General features: G+C 59.1%; 11 protein-coding genes and 1 other RNA gene. 7 read left to right on the forward strand and 5 right to left on the reverse strand.

What is annotated here, in order from left to right; all coding sequences use genetic code 11:
• Positions 1-89: 89 nt before the first annotated feature.
• Positions 90-2,564, reverse strand: a complete 2,475-nt coding sequence (locus tag ACTJK5_RS03565; RefSeq protein WP_113226209.1) for a UvrD-helicase domain-containing protein — start codon at positions 2,562-2,564, stop codon at positions 90-92.
• A gap of 364 nt (positions 2,565-2,928) precedes the next feature.
• On the opposite strand from ACTJK5_RS03565, the gene ACTJK5_RS03570 reads away from it, so the two are divergent.
• The 4 genes from ACTJK5_RS03570 (at position 2,929) to ACTJK5_RS03585 (ending at position 12,576) form a co-directional block, all read left to right on the forward strand.
• Positions 2,929-4,080: an efflux RND transporter periplasmic adaptor subunit gene (locus ACTJK5_RS03570; protein ID WP_440611856.1), complete on the forward strand. Its 1,152-nt coding sequence runs from the start codon at positions 2,929-2,931 to the stop codon at positions 4,078-4,080.
• Complete coding sequence (locus ACTJK5_RS03575; RefSeq protein ID WP_440611857.1) at positions 4,077-7,241, forward strand: efflux RND transporter permease subunit; 3,165 nt, start codon at positions 4,077-4,079, stop codon at positions 7,239-7,241. The genes ACTJK5_RS03570 and ACTJK5_RS03575 overlap by 4 nt, the downstream gene beginning before the upstream one ends.
• A gap of 122 nt (positions 7,242-7,363) precedes the next feature.
• Positions 7,364-8,773: an FAD-binding oxidoreductase gene (locus ACTJK5_RS03580; RefSeq protein WP_440611858.1), complete on the forward strand. Its 1,410-nt coding sequence runs from the start codon at positions 7,364-7,366 to the stop codon at positions 8,771-8,773.
• Between the two features lie 95 nt (positions 8,774-8,868).
• Positions 8,869-12,576, forward strand: coding sequence for an AsmA family protein (locus ACTJK5_RS03585; protein ID WP_440611859.1), 3,708 nt, complete (start codon positions 8,869-8,871; stop codon positions 12,574-12,576).
• 53 nt (positions 12,577-12,629) lie between these two features.
• On the opposite strand, the gene ACTJK5_RS03590 is transcribed toward ACTJK5_RS03585, so the two are convergent.
• From ACTJK5_RS03590 to ssrA, 4 genes are all read right to left on the reverse strand, one after another.
• Entirely contained in the window at positions 12,630-12,842 is a 213-nt protein-coding gene (locus ACTJK5_RS03590; RefSeq protein ID WP_062426641.1) for a ribbon-helix-helix domain-containing protein, read from the reverse strand.
• Positions 12,843-13,317: 475 nt separating this feature from the next.
• Complete coding sequence (locus ACTJK5_RS03595) at positions 13,318-13,515, reverse strand: DUF4169 family protein (RefSeq protein ID WP_335322358.1); 198 nt, start codon at positions 13,513-13,515, stop codon at positions 13,318-13,320.
• 47 nt (positions 13,516-13,562) lie between these two features.
• Positions 13,563-14,072 carry an SspB family protein gene (locus ACTJK5_RS03600; RefSeq protein WP_062426554.1) on the reverse strand — a complete coding sequence of 170 codons (510 nt, stop codon included), beginning with the start codon at positions 14,070-14,072 and terminating at the stop codon, positions 13,563-13,565.
• A 190-nt stretch (positions 14,073-14,262) separates the two neighbouring features.
• Positions 14,263-14,635: a transfer-messenger RNA gene (gene ssrA, locus ACTJK5_RS03605) on the reverse strand.
• Between the two features lie 134 nt (positions 14,636-14,769).
• Here ssrA and ACTJK5_RS03610 point away from each other — a divergent pair.
• The 3 genes from ACTJK5_RS03610 to ACTJK5_RS03620 all read left to right on the forward strand — a co-directional run bounded on the left by ACTJK5_RS03610 (position 14,770) and on the right by ACTJK5_RS03620 (position 16,493).
• The gene (locus tag ACTJK5_RS03610; protein WP_062441123.1) at positions 14,770-15,078 is read left to right on the forward strand and encodes a DUF2853 family protein; all 309 of its coding nucleotides are present in this window, start codon (positions 14,770-14,772) and stop codon (positions 15,076-15,078) included.
• A 96-nt stretch (positions 15,079-15,174) separates the two neighbouring features.
• The gene (locus ACTJK5_RS03615; RefSeq protein ID WP_335322359.1) at positions 15,175-15,969 is read left to right on the forward strand and encodes a thymidylate synthase; all 795 of its coding nucleotides are present in this window, start codon (positions 15,175-15,177) and stop codon (positions 15,967-15,969) included.
• Positions 15,966-16,493, forward strand: a complete 528-nt coding sequence (locus ACTJK5_RS03620) for a dihydrofolate reductase (RefSeq protein ID WP_335322360.1) — start codon at positions 15,966-15,968, stop codon at positions 16,491-16,493. The genes ACTJK5_RS03615 and ACTJK5_RS03620 overlap by 4 nt, the downstream gene beginning before the upstream one ends.
• Positions 16,494-16,500 lie beyond the last annotated feature (7 nt).

The raw sequence follows: 16,500 nt of genomic DNA on the forward strand, positions 1-16,500 counted from the left end.
GTGAAAACTTAGGGGGCAGCGCGCCTTTTTTGGGCGCATGAGGCACGCTTATCTTCTTTAAGCTGGCGCGGCTTCTTTATGTTTGGGAATCAGGCCTTTTCCACGAAGCCGTCGAGCACGCGTTTCTGGCCCGCTCGGTCGAAATCGATCGTCAGCTTGTTGCCTTCGACGGTCGCGACATTGCCGTTTCCGAACTTGATATGGAAGACGCGATCTCCGACCGCAAATTTCGAGGGCGCATCGGCCACCGACTTCGCAACCAGCTCTCCATCGATGGTCCGGGCACGCGGACCGCTCTCACCATAGCCGATCCGCTCTACCGCGTGTCCAGACCGGCTGCCCCAGTTGTCGCGCGTCGCATCCGACCTGTTGGCTTGAGCGCGCTTCCAGCCGGGCGTGGCGTAATTATTGGCAAAGGGTTCGGCCTTGTCGAAGCGGGACTGGCCGTAGCCGCCGCGACCGCCATAGCCACCATAGCTGCTTTCTGATGCCGTGACTTCGACATGGGATGCCGGCAGCTCATCCAGAAAGCGTGAGGGCAGGGTGGATTGCCAGAGACCGTGTATACGGCGGTTGGAGACGAACCAGATGTGGCAGCGGCGCTTGGCGCGGGTAATGCCGACATAGGCAAGGCGTCGTTCTTCCTCCAGACCGGAGCGTCCGCCCTCATCCAGAGAGCGCTGATGTGGGAACAGACCTTCTTCCCATCCGGGCAGGAAGACGGTTTCGAATTCCAGGCCCTTGGCGGAGTGCAATGTCATGATCGAGACGGCATCGAGCTCTTCATTCTGCTCGGCATCCATGACGAGCGCCACATGCTCCAGGAAGCCGCGCATGCTCTCGAAGGAGTCCATCGAGCGAATGAGTTCCTTCAGGTTTTCAAGGCGTCCCGGCGCTTCTGCGGTCTTGTCGGCCTGCCACATGGCGGTGTAGCCGCTTTCATCCAGGATCTGTTCCGCGAGCACCGTATGTTCGGTGTTTTCCAGCAGCCCTTGCCAACGGCGAAAATCCTGCACCACATCGAAGAGCGCCTTGCGCGCCCTGGGCTTCAACTCGTCGGTCTCGATAATATCTGCGGCGGCCGCCAGCATGGGGATATCGCGGGCGCGGGCATAGTCATGCAGCGTGCGAATGGTCGTGTCGCCAAGCCCGCGCTTCGGCGTGTTGACGATACGCTCGAAGGCCAGATCGTCCGCCGGTTGGCAGACGAGGCGGAAATAGGCCATGGCATCGCGGATTTCCATGCGCTCATAGAAGCGCGGGCCGCCGATGACGCGGTAGTTGAGACCAAGCGTGACGAAGCGATCTTCGAATTCTCGCATCTGGAACGAGGCGCGAACGAGGATCGCCATGTCGTTGAGATTGTGCTTCGTGTTGCGTTGAAGCGCCTCGATCTCTTCGCCGACGGCACGGGCTTCCTCTTCGGAATCCCACGCAGCATGCACCACGACCTTTTCGTCGTTCGGGTCGACGCGATCGGTGAAGAGCGTCTTGCCCAAGCGACCTTCATTATGGGCGATCAGGTGACCGGCGGCGCCGAGAATATGTTCGGTGGAGCGATAGTTGCGCTCGAGCTTGATGACCTTGGAGCCGGGAAAATCCTTGTCGAAGCGCAGGATATTGTCCACTTCGGCACCGCGCCAGCCATAGATGGACTGATCGTCGTCGCCAACGCAGCAGACGTTTTGCGGCTCGCCCTTTGCGCGCTGTGCCAGAAGCCGCAGCCACATATATTGGCAGGTGTTGGTATCCTGATACTCGTCCACCAGAATGTAGCGGAAGCGCTGGTGATAATCCTTGAGGATATCGCCATGGCGGCGGAATATGGTGATCGGGTGCAGGAGAAGATCGCCGAAGTCGCAGGCGTTCAGCGTCTTTAGTCTTGCCTGATAGGCTGCATAAAGCTCGCGTCCCTTGCCATTGGCAAAGGCGCGGCTGTCGCCTTCTGGAATATCGGGCGGTGTCAGCCCCTTGTTCTTCCAGTTGTCGATCATCCCGGCGAACTGCTTGGCCGGCCAGCGCTTGTCGTCCAGACCTTCGGCCTGGATCAACTGCTTGATGAGCCGCACCACGTCATCGGTATCGAGAATCGTGAAGTCCGATTTCAGCCCGACGAGTTCGGCGTGCCGACGCAGAAGCTTGACGCCGATGGAGTGGAAGGTGCCAAGCCATGGCATGCCTTCGACCGCACCGCCGACAAGAACGCCGATACGTTCCTTCATTTCGCGCGCGGCCTTGTTGGTGAAGGTCACGGCGAGGATCTGGCTTGGATAGGCCTTGTTGGTTGCGAGAATGTGGGCGATGCGTGTCGTCAGCACGCGGGTCTTGCCGGTGCCGGCACCGGCGAGAACCAGCACTGGACCATCCACCGTTTCGACCGCCTCCCGCTGCTCCGGATTGAGACCGGAGAGATAATCGGGCGTGCCACGCGCCTGATCGCGCGCCGCCATGGCGCGCGCGGCAATGCCCAGGCCACCGGGGGCGGGAGCTGCGTTTGGGGCCGGACGGCGCGGCTCGTTTGGTTCTTCGTCGAAGAACGGCATATCGTCGAAACTATTGCTCATGCGGCTCAATGTAGTGATTCGGGATATAAACGCTAGAACGTCGTTCTGCTTTTATTCCCGTATTCACGGTGATCGCGACCAATAGAAGGCAAAATGCCAGTTTTATGCATGCCCGCGGCCTCTCTGCCATGTGCGTGCGATGCTGAGCCGAGGACGGTTTCAAAGCGGAATTACAACTGGCGATAAAGTATATCGGTGATTTTTCGATGTCTTGCCGCAAAATTTTCGCAAATTACAATTCGGTAAGAAACGAAATGTTGCGTTGCGTTGTTAAGCAGCAGCAAAGATACTGCCCCAAATCATTCGCCTGCCTGTCCGCGCTGCGGCACGGCTGCGGTTGTGGATGGATCACACGGAGAATTGCATGCGGGTTTGGAAGCAGGTTGGTGTCAGTCTGGCGGTCGTCGGGGCTGGTTTCTTTTTGTGGGCGTTCAATTCGTCCACAGGGCAGAACCTGCTGGCGAAGGCTGGCATCGTCGCGATGGGAGAGCCTGCCGCAAACAATGCCGCCAGTGCTTCGTCCAGACCCGCAGGCCAAGGTGGCGGGGGCGGGCGCAGCAATGCCACGCTGGTGATTACCGCGCCTGCCAAGACCGGCACAGTTAACGATCGCCTCAATGCCATCGGCAACGGTGAGGCGATCCAGACCGTCGTCGTGACACCTCAGGCGTCCGGATTGATTTCCGAGATCCTCGTGTCGTCCGGTCAGAAGGTGAAGAAGGGCGATGTGCTGGCGAGGCTTGATGATGACGAGCAACTGATCGAGCGCGACAAGGCGCAGGTGTCGCTCAAAAGTGCGGTTGAAAAGTCGTCTTCTTACAAAAATCTTCAGTCGGTGGCCCGTCTCGATGTTCTCGACGCGCAGATTGCCGAGGAGTCTGCCAAGCTTGCGGTCAGCACCGCCGAGCTCAATCTGAAACGGCGCAATATCGTCGCGCCGATCGACGGCATTGCCGGCATCGTCGCCATCAATGTCGGCGATAATGCCACGACACAGACCAGCATCGTCAGCATTGACGATCGCTCGAAGATTCTCGTCAACTTCTGGGCACCGGAACGATTTGCCACGGCGATCAAGGTCGGCATGCCGGTGGAAGCGACCTCGATTGCCCGCCCGGGTGAAACCTTCACGGGCCAGGTGGAGGCGGTCGACAATCGCGTGGACGAAGCAAGCCGCACCGTTCGTGTGCGCGCCGTTTTCGATAACGCCAAGGATGAGCTGCGCGCCGGCATGTCGTTTAGCGTCACCATGAAGTTCGAAGGCGAAACCTATCCATCGGTCGATCCGCTGGCCGTGCAGTGGGATGCCGACGGTTCCTATGTGTGGCGCGTGAAGGACAACAAGTCGAACAAGGTCCGCGTTCAGGTGGTGCAGCGCAACCCTGACGCTGTTCTGGTGAAGGCCGAGCTTTCGCCCAATGACCTCCTGGTGACGGAAGGTCTGCAGCGCGTGCGTGAGGGCGGCGCTGTGCGCATCGGCAACGAACCGAAAGCACCGGAGGTCGCCAGCCAATGAGCGGTTCATCAACTGGACAGACGCCGCCCGCAGGGCAAGACTCGAAGCTTGCCTTTACCGCGCTCTTCGTAAGACGGCCGATCCTTGCTGCGGTGATCAACACGTTGCTGGTGGTCGCCGGATTGGCGGCCCTTGTCGGCGTAGAGGTCCGTGAATTGCCGGATGTGGACCGTCCGGTCATCTCCGTGCGCACGACCTATGACGGCGCATCGCCGCAGACGATCGACCAGGAGGTGACGCAGACGATCGAAGGTGCTGTCGCCCGTGTCAGTGGGGTCAAGTCCATCTCGTCGGCGTCACAGTTTGGTACCAGCCGTGTGACGCTGGAATTTGGCGACAATATCGATCTCGCAGTTGCCGCCAATGATGTGCGCGACGCGATCGGACGTGTCACCAATCAAATGCCGGAAGATGCCGATGAACCGCAGATCATCAAGGCCGATTCCGACAGCCAGCCGATCATGCGTCTTGCTGTCACGTCCTCCACGCTCAGCATGGAAGACCTGACAAAGCTTGTCGAGGATGAGGTTGTCGACCGTCTGGCTGCCGTCGATGGCGTTGCCGATGTGGAGCTTTACGGCGACCAGGAGAAGGTGTTCCGGATCGATCTCGATCAGGCAGCGCTCGCAAGCCGTGGTCTTACCGTAACCGATGTATCCAACGCGCTGGCAACCGCAGCACTGGACGTTCCGGCGGGCTCGCTGAAAAGCTCCACGCAGGACATCGTGGTGCGCGCTACCGCCAATCTCACAACACCTGCCGAATTCGAAAATCTGCTGATTAAGGACAAGGTGCGTCTTCGCGATGTGGCGAGCGTGCAGCTTGGCGCAGATGATGAAAGTACCTCTCTGCGTTCCAACGGCGTGCAGGGCGTCGGCCTTGGTGTGATCCGTCAGGCACAGTCCAACACGCTGAATATCTCGACCGGCGTCAAGGCGGCTGTCGATGCGATGACGCCGAACCTGCCGGAGGGCACACGGATCGTCGTTACCAGCGACGATGCGGTCTTCATCGAAGGCGCGCTTCACGAGGTGGAACTGGCGCTTGGTCTTTCCGCACTGATCGTCGTCGTGGTTCTCTATCTCTTCTTGCGCGACTGGCGCGCCACGCTTATTCCAGCCATCACCATGCCGGTCGCGCTGATCGGCACGCTGGTGGCCATCTACATGGTTGGCTTTTCCATCAACATCCTGACGCTGCTTGCCATCGTGTTGGCGACGGGTCTTGTGGTGGATGATGCGATCGTGGTTCTGGAAAACATCGTGCGCCGCAGAGCCGAAGGCATGGGGCCGCGTGCCGCCGCCGTGCTTGGGACGCAAGAGGTGTTCTTCGCGGTTCTCGCGACGACCGCGACGCTTGCCGCTGTCTTCATTCCGCTGTCCTTCCTGCCCGGCCAGTTGGGCGGCCTGTTCCGTGAGTTCGGCTTCGTGCTGGCCTTTGCCGTTGGCTTGTCCTCGATTGTGGCGCTGACCCTCTGCCCGATGCTCGCATCACGCATGTTGAAGAAGACTGTCGAGCATAAGACCGGTCCGCTTGCATGGTTCGGCAACCTCTTCGCCAGCACCTACAAGAACACGCTGTCGAGCTGTCTCAACAATCCGCTGATCGTCATCGTCGTGTCGATTGCCTTTGCAGGGGTCTCCTGGGTGGCCTTTGGCATCGTGCAGAACGAATTGACGCCGCGCGAGGACCGCTCGTCGATCTTCCTGCGGGTGACTGCGCCGCAGGGCGTCAGCCTGGAATATACGCGCGATCAGTTGCAGCGCATCGAAGAGAACCTGATGCCGCTGCGCGAAAGCGGGGAAATCCGTAACGTCTATTCGATCACCGGGATGAATGGCTCGTCCAATACGGGCTTCATGGTGCTGACGCTGGCACCATGGGCGGATCGTGACCGCACGCAGAACCAGATCGCTCAGGATATCAATGCCGCCGCGCAAAAGGTGCCGGCGCTTCGCGGCACGGCGCAGCAGCCGAACAGCCTGCGCATTCGCGGCGCGGGCAATGGTCTCAGCATGGCGATGGTCGGCTCCAACTATCAGGCGCTGACCGAGTCCACGCAAAAGCTGCTGTTGTCGATGGAAGAAACCGGCATGTTCGACACGCCGCGCTTCGATAATGAGCCGAACCAGGCCCAGCTTTCCGTTTCCATCGATCGTGAACGGGCATCCGATCTCGGCATAGACATTACCGGACTGTCGCGCGCCATGCAGTCGCTTCTCGAAGGCCGCTCCATCGTCGACGTCTTTGTGAATGGCGACGCGATCCCTGTTCGTCTTCTTGCCTCCACCCGGCCGATCAACGATCCGACGGATCTTGAGAACATTTTCTTGAAGACAGACGACGGCAAGATCGTGCCGATGTCAGTGATTGCTTCACTGAAGGAAAATGCGGTTGCGCCGCAGTTGAACCGCGAGCAGCAGCTGCCATCGGTTGGCTTCTCCGCCAACCTGCGCGAGGGTGTTTCGCTGGGTGATGCGGTTGCCAAGGTCAATGAACTCGCGGGCCAGATCATGCCATCCGGTGCCCGGCTGATCCCGCTCGGTGAAGCCGCCACGCTTCAGGAAAATTCCAGCGGCATGTTGCTGACCTTCGGCTTTGCCATTGCGATCATCTTCCTGGTGCTGGCAGCGCAGTTCGAAAGTGTCCTGAGTTCGTTGATCATCATGACGACGGTGCCGCTCGGTCTTGCCTGCGCGGTAATCGCGCTGCTCGTTACCGGATCAAGCCTCAATGTCTACAGTCAGATCGGCCTCGTGCTTCTGGTCGGTGTGATGGCGAAGAACGGCATTCTGATCGTGGAATTCGCCAACCATCTGCGTGATCAGGGCGCGAGCGTGCGCGAAGCCATCGAGAAGGCTTGCAGCATCCGCCTGCGCCCGGTGATGATGACGATGATCGCCACCATTCTCGGCGGTGTGCCGCTGGTGCTGGCACAGGGTGCGGGTGCTGAAGCCCGTATCGCGCTGGGTTGGGTCATCGTCGGTGGTCTCGGCTTTGCGACGCTGGTGACGCTCTACATCACCCCGGTTTCGTACCTGCTCCTGGCGCGCTTCGCCAAGCCGCAGGCGGATGAAGAAATTCGTCTGCATCGCGAACTGGAGACCGCCATTCGCCGCCGCGCCCTGGAGGAGGAAAAGCCACTTCTCGCCGCGGAATGATTTGGCGTCAAACACCGGACAGTCGCAAAGCCCGCGCTGGACAAAGTGAGAGCCTTGTCACATACCACGCCGTGGCCCGCGCGCGACGCGGGCTAAAAACTTGCAGCGTGGTGGAGCATGTCATGGCTTTGAAGGATGTCGTATCGGGAACACGAAACGAGGCTGGCATTGCCGCTGTTCTGACGATGCTGAAGCGCGATCTCGGCGAAAAATTCCAGACGGGCCAGTCTTTCCGCGAACAGCACGCCCACACCACGACCTATCTGACGACCCAGCTTCCCGATGGTGTTGCCTTCGTTGAAACCGCCGATGACGTGAAGACGGTGGTGAACGCCTGCGCGGAGCACAAGGTGCCGGTCATTCCCTTCGGCATAGGTTCTTCGCTGGAGGGCCAGGTCAACGCGCCATCCGGTGGCATTTCCATCGATTTCAGCCGGATGAACCGCATCATCGAGGTCAATGCCGAGGATTTGGACGTGACGGTGGAGCCCGGTGTCAACCGCGAGCAGCTGAACACCTATCTGCGCGATACCGGGCTTTTCTTTCCGATCGATCCGGGCGCCAATGCGTCGATTGGCGGAATGGCATCGACGCGCGCATCCGGCACGAACGCGGTGCGCTATGGGACGATGAAGGATAATGTTCTGGCCGTTACCGCTGTCACTGCCAATGGTGAGGAAATCCGTACCGGCAGGCGGGCTCGCAAATCCTCTGCCGGCTACGATCTGACGCGGCTTTTCGTCGGTGCGGAGGGCACACTCGGTGTGCTCACATCCGTTACGCTTCGTCTTCAGGGCATTCCGGAGAAGATCGCCGGCGGTGTCTGCACTTTCGAAACGATCAAGGTTGCCTGCGATGCGGTGATCATGACGATCCAGATCGGTATTCCGGTGGCTCGTATCGAGCTGCTGGACGAGGTCCAGATCCGTGCCTGCAACGCCTATTCCGGTCTTGGATACGAGGAGAAGCCGACGCTCTTCGTCGAATTTCACGGGACGGAAGAAACGACTGCGTTGCAATCGCAGCAATTTGCCGAAATTGTTGCCGAGTTCGGCAGCACGGATTTCAAATGGACCGGTGACGCGCAGGAGCGCAACAAGCTGTGGAAAGCCCGCCATGATGCCTATTGGGCATCGCGTGCGCTCGCGCCGCATCTCGACGGCCTTTCGACCGATGTCTGCGTTCCGATCTCCCGCCTTGCCGATTGCGTCGTGGAAACGCAGCGCGACATCATGGAAAACAATATGCTGGCGCCGATCGTCGGGCATGCGGGCGATGGCAACTTCCATGTTCTCGTGCTTTTCGACGGCAAGGATCCAGACAGTGTGGCGAAAACCGAAGCCTTTGTGGCGCGGCTCAATCGTCGTGCGCTGTCCATGGATGGTACCTGCACCGGAGAACACGGCGTGGGGCAGGGTAAGATGAGTTTTCTGGAAGAAGAGGCCGGTCCCGCACTCGATACGATGCGCGCCATCAAGCGGTCTCTTGATCCGGATAATATTTTCAATCCGGGCAAGCTCTTTCGTCTTTGATCTGGTTAGAGAGCAAAGGGCTTTCGACCAAATGATGCTTGCCCTAGGGCGAAAAACCGCTAGTTTTCAGCGGTGATTATGGGAGACGACGGGTCGTGCTCGGACGCATATTGGTTTTTCTGGGCGGACTGCTGGTTGTGGCGCTCTTTGCGGCGCTTCTGATTCCCTATTTCATCGACTGGACCGACTTCCGTCGCGACTTCGAGGATCAGGCAAGCCGCATTCTGGGCAAGAAGGTCGTTGTCCACGGACCGGTCGAAGCCCGGCTTCTACCGTTTCCATCGGTGACATTGCATGACGTCAGAGCAGGCACCGACGCCGATGGCTCGCCCCTCATTCAGGTGGCACGTTTTTCCATGGATGCCGAACTCGCGCCGTTTCTCTCAGGAGAAGCGCGCATTTTCGATATGCGTATCGAAGAGCCAAAAGCGAAAATCCGGCTGCTGAAGGATGGCACGCTGGACTGGATGCGTGGTGGTCGCGTCGAGATTCCGGCCCGCACCGTGGTGCTTGAAAGCGTCAACATCGAAGACGGGCAGATAGAGTTCATCGACGAGCAATCCGGTCGCAACCGCACCATCACCGGGCTGAATGCGGCGATGTCGGCGAAATCACTGGCTGGCCCGTGGCGGGCAGAAGGCCGGGCCGCGATTGATGGCCACGCCGGATCGTTTTCGCTTTCAAGCGGCGAGCCGGATCCAACCGTCGGCCGCATGGGACTTCGCCTGCGGCTGCAGCCGGATGAGTATCCCGTCGAGATCGATCTCGATGGCGGCATCGGCGCGACGGCTGGCCGCCCTGTCTATAGCGGCTCCTTCGCCTTCAATTTCCGCCGTGACGACAATCAACAGCAAAAAGCGCAGCAGAAGCAGGATCAGTCGATCTTCTCCGCCCCACGCACACGCGGCAGCTTCGAACTGACCAACGGGCGCCTTCGCATTCCAAGCTACCGCATGGAGCTGGGCGCCATCGATAATCCCTATATCGTCACCGGCGAAGCCACGCTCGATACGGGTGCGGCGCCCGAATTCCTGCTGACCGCCGACGGGCAGCAGATCGATTTCAACCGCTTGACACCGGTTCCGGTCCCGTCCAGCGGCAAGACATCCCGCGTACCGACAGTGTCGGTGCGGCAGCGTATCGAGGCTTTTGCCGATCTGATTGCGCGCATTCCGGTGCCGCAGGTGCCGGGTAAGGCCAGCATCAGTCTGCCCGCACTCATCTCCGACGACACAACCATTCGCGATATTCGGCTCGATGTGCGACCGGACGGGGCAGGGTGGCAGGTGGTGAATGCCGTTGCCGTGCTGCCAGGCCGCACACAGTTCGAGGCCAAGGGCTCGCTGACGCTGACGGACGGCCCCGCCTTTAATGGCGATCTTCTGGTGGCTTCCAACCAGCCGTCCGGCCTTGCCAATTGGCTGACGGGCAGCGTCGATCCGGCCATTCGCCAGCTCAACGCTGCCGGCTTCTCATCCAAGGTCTCGCTGACGACCAAGGCTCAGCGCTTCAACGATCTCGAACTTGCCATCGGCCGGGCATCTCTGCGCGGCAGCCTGCTGCGTCAGACGACGGATAAGGGGGCAAGCATCGATGTCGATCTTGCCGGCGATGAGATCGATCTCGACGCGCTGAAGGCGCTTGGGAGCCTTGTGCTTGGCGATCCGAATGGCGCCTCCGTCTTCGATGAGCGGATCAATGCGAAGTTCAAGGCCGACCGCTTCAACATGGCGGGTGTAACTGCGAACAAGGTCGAGACCGCCTTTACGGTGTCGGACGGCGTTCTCTCGCTCGATACGATGACGGCCGGTGACATTGCCGGTGCCGAGGTGCATGCCAAGGGACAGCTACAAGGAACGCTGCTGAAATATGGCGGCAAGGGCACCGTCAATCTGCGCGCCGCAGACATGCAGCCGGTGCTTGAACTGATCCGCCAGAAACTGCCGCATCATCCGCTGCTGGATCGTCTGGTGAGAAGCGCGCCCTGGTACGCCAATTCGGATGTCACCGTCGATCTTTCCGTCGATAGCAACAGTGGCGGTGCCAATGCTGCCGTCTCCGGCACGATCAATGGCAGCCGTCTCTCGGCGGTTGCCAAGCTGCCGGACTTCTTCTCGATCACGGACGATACCGCGCTGACGCTGGAAGCGGTTCTCAAGAACCAGTCGACTGCGATCCTCTTCGGCCAGGCGGGGCTTGATCCGCTGCCCTTCGATGCCGATGGCGAAGGTCTGCTTTCGGTCAAGCTCAATGGCAGCCTTGGCTCCGCGATGCAGACGGATTTCCGTTTCTCGACGGAACGCACCCACTTTACCGCCGGCGGCAGCTTTTCGCTCGCGCCTGAGACCTTCGGTGAAGGCAGCGCCGATCTCGCGCTCGAAAGCGCGGATATCGAGCCTTATCTTATCATGAACGCCGTTGGCTTGCCGCAGCTTGGTGGCGGGATGTCGACCAAGGCGAATGCCAAGCTTTCCGTCGATAAGGAAAAGGCCACTTTTGCCAATCTGACTGGCCAGGCCGGCGGCAACGCCTTTTCCGGCAATGTCGCACTATCGCGCGCCGCGCCTTACAAGGTGACGGGCGATGTCTCGCTTGCGAGCGTCGATATGGCGTGGCTGGGCGACGCGATGTATGGACCGGTCATCGATCCGGAAAGTGGCGGGCTGAACGCCAAGCCGGTCGCGCTTCCGTCCTTCCCGAAGATCGAGGCGGCACTGTCCGTCAAGGCGGCGAAATTCGAGGTTGGCCCCTTCGGCACCGTTACCGGATCGTCCTTCTCGATGACCCATGGAAACGGCACGCTGTCGCTCGATAATATCGCGGGCGACTGGATGGGCGGCAAACTGTCCGGAAGAATGGCGATGGCGACGGGCGAGGGGGCTGGAATCTTCCGTACCAAGCTCGCCATCTCCGGGGCCAATCCGGAAGGCATCATCTGGAAGAGCGGTAACAGTCCGGTGGCGACGGGTCGCTATGCGGCTGATCTGACGGCCGAAGCAACCGGCAAGAGTGTCCGCGAATTGCTGACATCCGCCAGCGGCTCAGGTGAAATCCGCACCAATGATCTGGTTCTGCGTGGCATCAACCCGAATGCCTTCCAGCCCTGGCTTCAGGCGGCTGCTGGCCTGCAGGGCAATATCGACGCGGCAAAAGTTCGGCCATTGGTGGATCAGCAACTCTGGCAAGGCGACGTGACGCTGGGTCAGATCTCCATGCCGTTCACCATCAGCGATGGTAGCCTGAAGATGCAGAATGTCACGGCATCCACAGACCAGTTGTTACTCAAAGGCGATCTGTCGCTGAACATTGCCGATGAAACACTGACCGGAGGTCTCGAGCTCGACTACAAGCCGGGCATCGAGGAGCTTGCCGGCGCCACGCCTTCCATCCGGCTGAACTATGTCGGTCCTCTGGCAAAGCCAGCTTTGACGACAGATGTTTCCGGTCTCACCGGCTATCTCTCTCTTCGCGCCTTCGAAAAGGAGCGCCGCCGTGTGGAAGCGCTACAGGCGAGCGTTCTGGAAAAACAGCGGCTACGACGCGAGGTTGCGCTTTATCGCTTCCAGGCGGCGGAGCGGCAGGCGGCAAAGGAACGGGCAGAGGCGGAAGAAAGAGCAAGAAAGGCGGAGGAGGAGCGGCTGCGGGTTTTGGCGCAGGAGCGTCTGCAGGCAGAGAAGGAGCAGCAGGAGCGGTTGCAGCGCCAGCAGAAGACACCTGAGGCAACACCGACGCTGAGAATTCCGCCGACGCAGGATGTGATCAGGCAGTTTTCCGATCCGTCGAACGCATCCCCACCTCAATAAGGAGGTGACGCCTGCTGACACGCGTCAGTGTTGGGCGAAGTGGGGTGGCTCGTCTACTTCTGGCTCTTGAGCCAGATCAGAACATAGACCCTAAGCGCAGATGACAGGTTGCTGCTTTCCGATCTGTTGTCGTCTATCTCCGCCAACAGGGACGCGAAGCTCATCTTTCGCTTTTCCGCTATGGCGCGGAGTTCGTCCCAAAACGCATCCTCCAATGAGATGCTTGTGCGGTGACCATGAAGAGTCGTGGAGTGCTTGCGTATCAAGGTCGCTGCTTTCCAAGCCGATTCAAGAGGGTGCCAATCTGATTCATTTTCTGCCTGCAAGTCCATGAAATGTATAGGAGCTTGCGTTCGATAACGTTGTTATGTGTCCTCGGTTCCACCACTTCTCATGCAGGATGAGCGATATCGAAAGAGAGGCCGAAAAAAAGTCCGATGCCGTCGACACGATCCGGAATGTCGGGTGGGATGCGTGCTTTGGTGTGTGGTGAGAAGCTCGGCCCCATACGCGCCCTAGCAGAAGGCACCAGAGCTTCGCGATCAAGAGGGCAGGCAGCATACTGCCTTCAATGAACCAGGTGCTTAAAGCGCCTTGCGTTTCTGCATCGACGCGTCGTGCCTTCCGAAAATCGAGTCCGATTTTCGGGCCGATGCTGTAGACCCGAGTTTAAGAATTGAAGGCGGCAAAGCGTTTGGAGGAACGTTGCTGTGAGGTGGGCGATGATCTTGGCTGCAGGCCCTATTCGGACTCGCCATCCTGACGATCGAGCTTGCCCTGATCGAGCTGGCGCTCAGCCTTGTCATTCAAGGCTGTCGTCAGAGACTTTTCGGATTTCGTTCTGCCGAATGACAGGCGGTTTTGCTCCGCCTGTTTTTCCTTTTCGGAGCGCACCTTCTGCTTGCGAAACTGGCGCAGGTTGACGACATCACCCGTCATGAGGCCCTCTCATTGGTCAGCACCGCGTTGAGGACAGCGCCAGCGCCTTACTTGTTCTTGCGGAAAGCATCCAGGGATACGACCGAGCCGGCCTTCTTTTCTTCGTCCGTCTTCTTCTCTTCAGAAGGCTGAACCTTGGCCTCAGCGGGTGCAGGATAGGCAGTGATTTCCGCCTCCTGAACTTCTTCCTCTTCGGCCAAAGGCACGTCGAATTCGAGTTCGAAGTTGACCGACGGGTCGTAGAAGCCACGGATGGCGTTGAAGGGGATGACGAGCTTTTCAGGCGTGTCGGAGAAGGACAGACCGATCTCGAAAAGGGTCTCGGTCACCTTCAGGTCCCAGAACTGATGCTGAATGACGATCGTCATCTGCTCGGCATACTTCGCCTTGAGATGCTGCGAAATCCGCACACCCGGCGCGCCGGTCAGGAACGTGATGAAGAAGTGGTGATCGCCCGGCAGCCGGCCAGTGGCCGCAACCTCGCTCAGAACCTTGCGGATAACGCCGCGAAGGGCATCCTGTGCGAGAATGTCGTAACGGATATGATCCTGCCCCATACGGTCCTGTCTTTCCTTATTCGAACGTCTTTTACCTGAGTATACGCAATGTCTTAGTGCGCAGCAACGAAAAAGCCTTCATCGCCTGCAGCATGTTTTAGCCTTCAACCGCGGCAAATATATGCGCGATCTCAAGCGTACCAGAAGCGAGTCAGGCGCACCATATAGCGAATTTCAAGAGAGGGGAGAAGGTGGAGGTTTCTGTTGCCAGGTACCTCCGAACCCCGCCTTACGGGGCTAACCGTAAGGACTTAGAGCGGAATTCCCGCACCGCCATTAGGCAGCGAGAGCGTATTCCTTAGCGTTGTTGTCATTTGCAACTACACTTGTGACCCGATAACGGCGGTATCATGCCGAGCAAAAGTTCGATCTTTACGCCCTTGTCGATCCTATTTCGCCCCCATCAAAAGCCGGCCTTTTCTCAAGAAGCCGCCGGTTTTTGGTGGAGGCGCCGGGTACCGCCCCCGGGTCCAATAGGTTTATTCCATCGACCGTTTATCGCCATAGCCGGATTTGCATCCGGCAGAGGTCATATAGGCATTTCCGCGCGCTGAGGAAAGAGGCCTTGTGACATTTCGGTAAAGGACTGACACGCAGACGGTTGCATGAGATTCTTGACGCGGTTGCAGGCTTGGCACATCTTCTCCCTGAAGTGGCCGTGGATGCGATCCGGCTGCTCAACATGGAGGATGAGGACATGACGGACTATCTTGCAGATGTGAAGAAGTACGATGCCGATGCCGATGAAGGTGTGGTGAATAAGATCGTCAAATATTTGGGTATTGCACTTCGCAATCGCGACTCGGCGCTGGTGTCGTCGTCGGACCCTGAGGAGCTTGCGCGGGTCAAGAGCGGATGGTGCGCCAAGAAGCTCGGCGTCGATGGCGCAGAGGCGGATGCCGCGATCGACGCAACCGCCAAGGCGATGGCAGCAGACCGCAGCAAATCCCGTGTGACCTTCTACTACCTCGTGGCCAAGCATCTCGGAAAGCTGGAGACAGTCTAGCCGCCCAAAGCTTTTGGGGATTTCGCCCCTCTATCGATTGGTTCCGCTGCCGGGAAGGGGTATAACAACCCCATAGAGACTCGGTGGCGGAACGACATGAAGCAATATCTCGATCTTCTTCGGCATGTGATGGAAACGGGCAGCGATCGTGGCGATCGCACCGGTACGGGCACCCGCTCTGTCTTCGGCTACCAGATGCGTTTCGATCTTTCAGAAGGCTTCCCGGTGCTGACCACCAAGAAGCTTCATCTGCGCTCCATCATCCATGAGCTGCTGTGGTTCCTGAATGGCGACACGAACATTGCCTATCTCAAGGAACACGGCGTGAGCATCTGGGACGAATGGGCCGATGAGAAGGGCGATCTTGGGCCTGTCTACGGCGCGCAGTGGCGCTCGTGGCCCGCACCGGATGGTCGCCATATCGACCAGATCCAGCTTTTGATCGAAGGCCTGAAGACCAATCCCAATTCGCGCCGTCACATCGTTTCGGCCTGGAATCCGGCGCTGGTGGACGAGATGGCGCTTCCGCCATGCCACTGCCTGTTCCAGTTCTATGTTTCGGATGGCAAGCTCTCCTGCCAGCTCTACCAGCGCTCGGCCGACATCTTCCTTGGCGTGCCGTTCAACATTGCCTCCTACGCCCTGTTGACGCTGATGGTGGCGCAGGTCACGGGTTTGAAGCCTGGTGATTTCGTTCATACGCTGGGTGACGCCCATATCTATGCGAACCACTTCGAACAGGCAAAGCTGCAGATGACGCGGACGCCGAAGGCCTTGCCGACCATGCGGCTCAATCCGGACGTGCGGGATCTGTTTACCTTTAAGTTCGAAGACTTTACGCTGGAGAACTACGAAGCTGATTCAAGCATCAAGGCGCCGATTGCGGTATGAGTGAACCCCGCATCATTCTGATCGCTGCCGTGTCCCGCAACAATGTTATCGGGCGCGAGCTGGACATGCCCTGGAAGCTGTCTTCCGATCTCAAGCGCTTCAAGGCTGAGACCATGGGCAAGCCGATGATCATGGGGCGCAAGACGTTTCTCTCCGTCGGCGAGCGGCCGTTGCCCGGTCGTCCACATATCATCATCAGCCGCAACCCGGATTATCGCCCCGATGGCGTGGAGGTCGTTTCCTCGCTAGAGGAAGCGCTGTCTCGAGCAAAATCCAAAGCTCGAGAGCTTGGTGTGGAGGCGGTTTATGTGGCCGGTGGAGGCGAAATGTACCGCCAGGCTATGCCCTTCGCCGATCAACTTTCCGTCACCCATGTGGAGGTTGAACTGGATGGCGACACGTTTTTCCCGGAAATCGATCCGGCCGTTTTTGAGAAAACCGACGAAACTGCCCTGCCAGCTGGGGAAAAAGACGATTACGCCGTGCGTTTCGCAACCTATCAGCGCCACGGTGCGGCAAAGTGAACTATTT

Source organism: Agrobacterium sp. 22094 (assembly GCF_052046015.1).
GTDB lineage: Bacteria > Pseudomonadota > Alphaproteobacteria > Rhizobiales > Rhizobiaceae > Agrobacterium > Agrobacterium cavarae.

What these genes read in the sequence shown, in the direction of transcription:
- ACTJK5_RS03565 (WP_113226209.1), bottom strand. Translation starts at nt 2,564, where the DNA reads ATGAGCAATAGTTTCGACGATATGCCGTTCTTCGACGAAGAACCAAAC.
- ACTJK5_RS03570 (WP_440611856.1), top strand. Translation starts at nt 2,929, where the DNA reads ATGCGGGTTTGGAAGCAGGTTGGTGTCAGTCTGGCGGTCGTCGGGGCT.
- ACTJK5_RS03575 (WP_440611857.1), top strand. Translation starts at nt 4,077, where the DNA reads ATGAGCGGTTCATCAACTGGACAGACGCCGCCCGCAGGGCAAGACTCG.
- ACTJK5_RS03580 (WP_440611858.1), top strand. Translation starts at nt 7,364, where the DNA reads ATGGCTTTGAAGGATGTCGTATCGGGAACACGAAACGAGGCTGGCATT.
- ACTJK5_RS03595 (WP_335322358.1), bottom strand. Translation starts at nt 13,515, where the DNA reads ATGACGGGTGATGTCGTCAACCTGCGCCAGTTTCGCAAGCAGAAGGTG.
- ACTJK5_RS03600 (WP_062426554.1), bottom strand. Translation starts at nt 14,072, where the DNA reads ATGGGGCAGGATCATATCCGTTACGACATTCTCGCACAGGATGCCCTT.
- ACTJK5_RS03610 (WP_062441123.1), top strand. Translation starts at nt 14,770, where the DNA reads ATGACGGACTATCTTGCAGATGTGAAGAAGTACGATGCCGATGCCGAT.
- ACTJK5_RS03615 (WP_335322359.1), top strand. Translation starts at nt 15,175, where the DNA reads ATGAAGCAATATCTCGATCTTCTTCGGCATGTGATGGAAACGGGCAGC.
- ACTJK5_RS03620 (WP_335322360.1), top strand. Translation starts at nt 15,966, where the DNA reads ATGAGTGAACCCCGCATCATTCTGATCGCTGCCGTGTCCCGCAACAAT.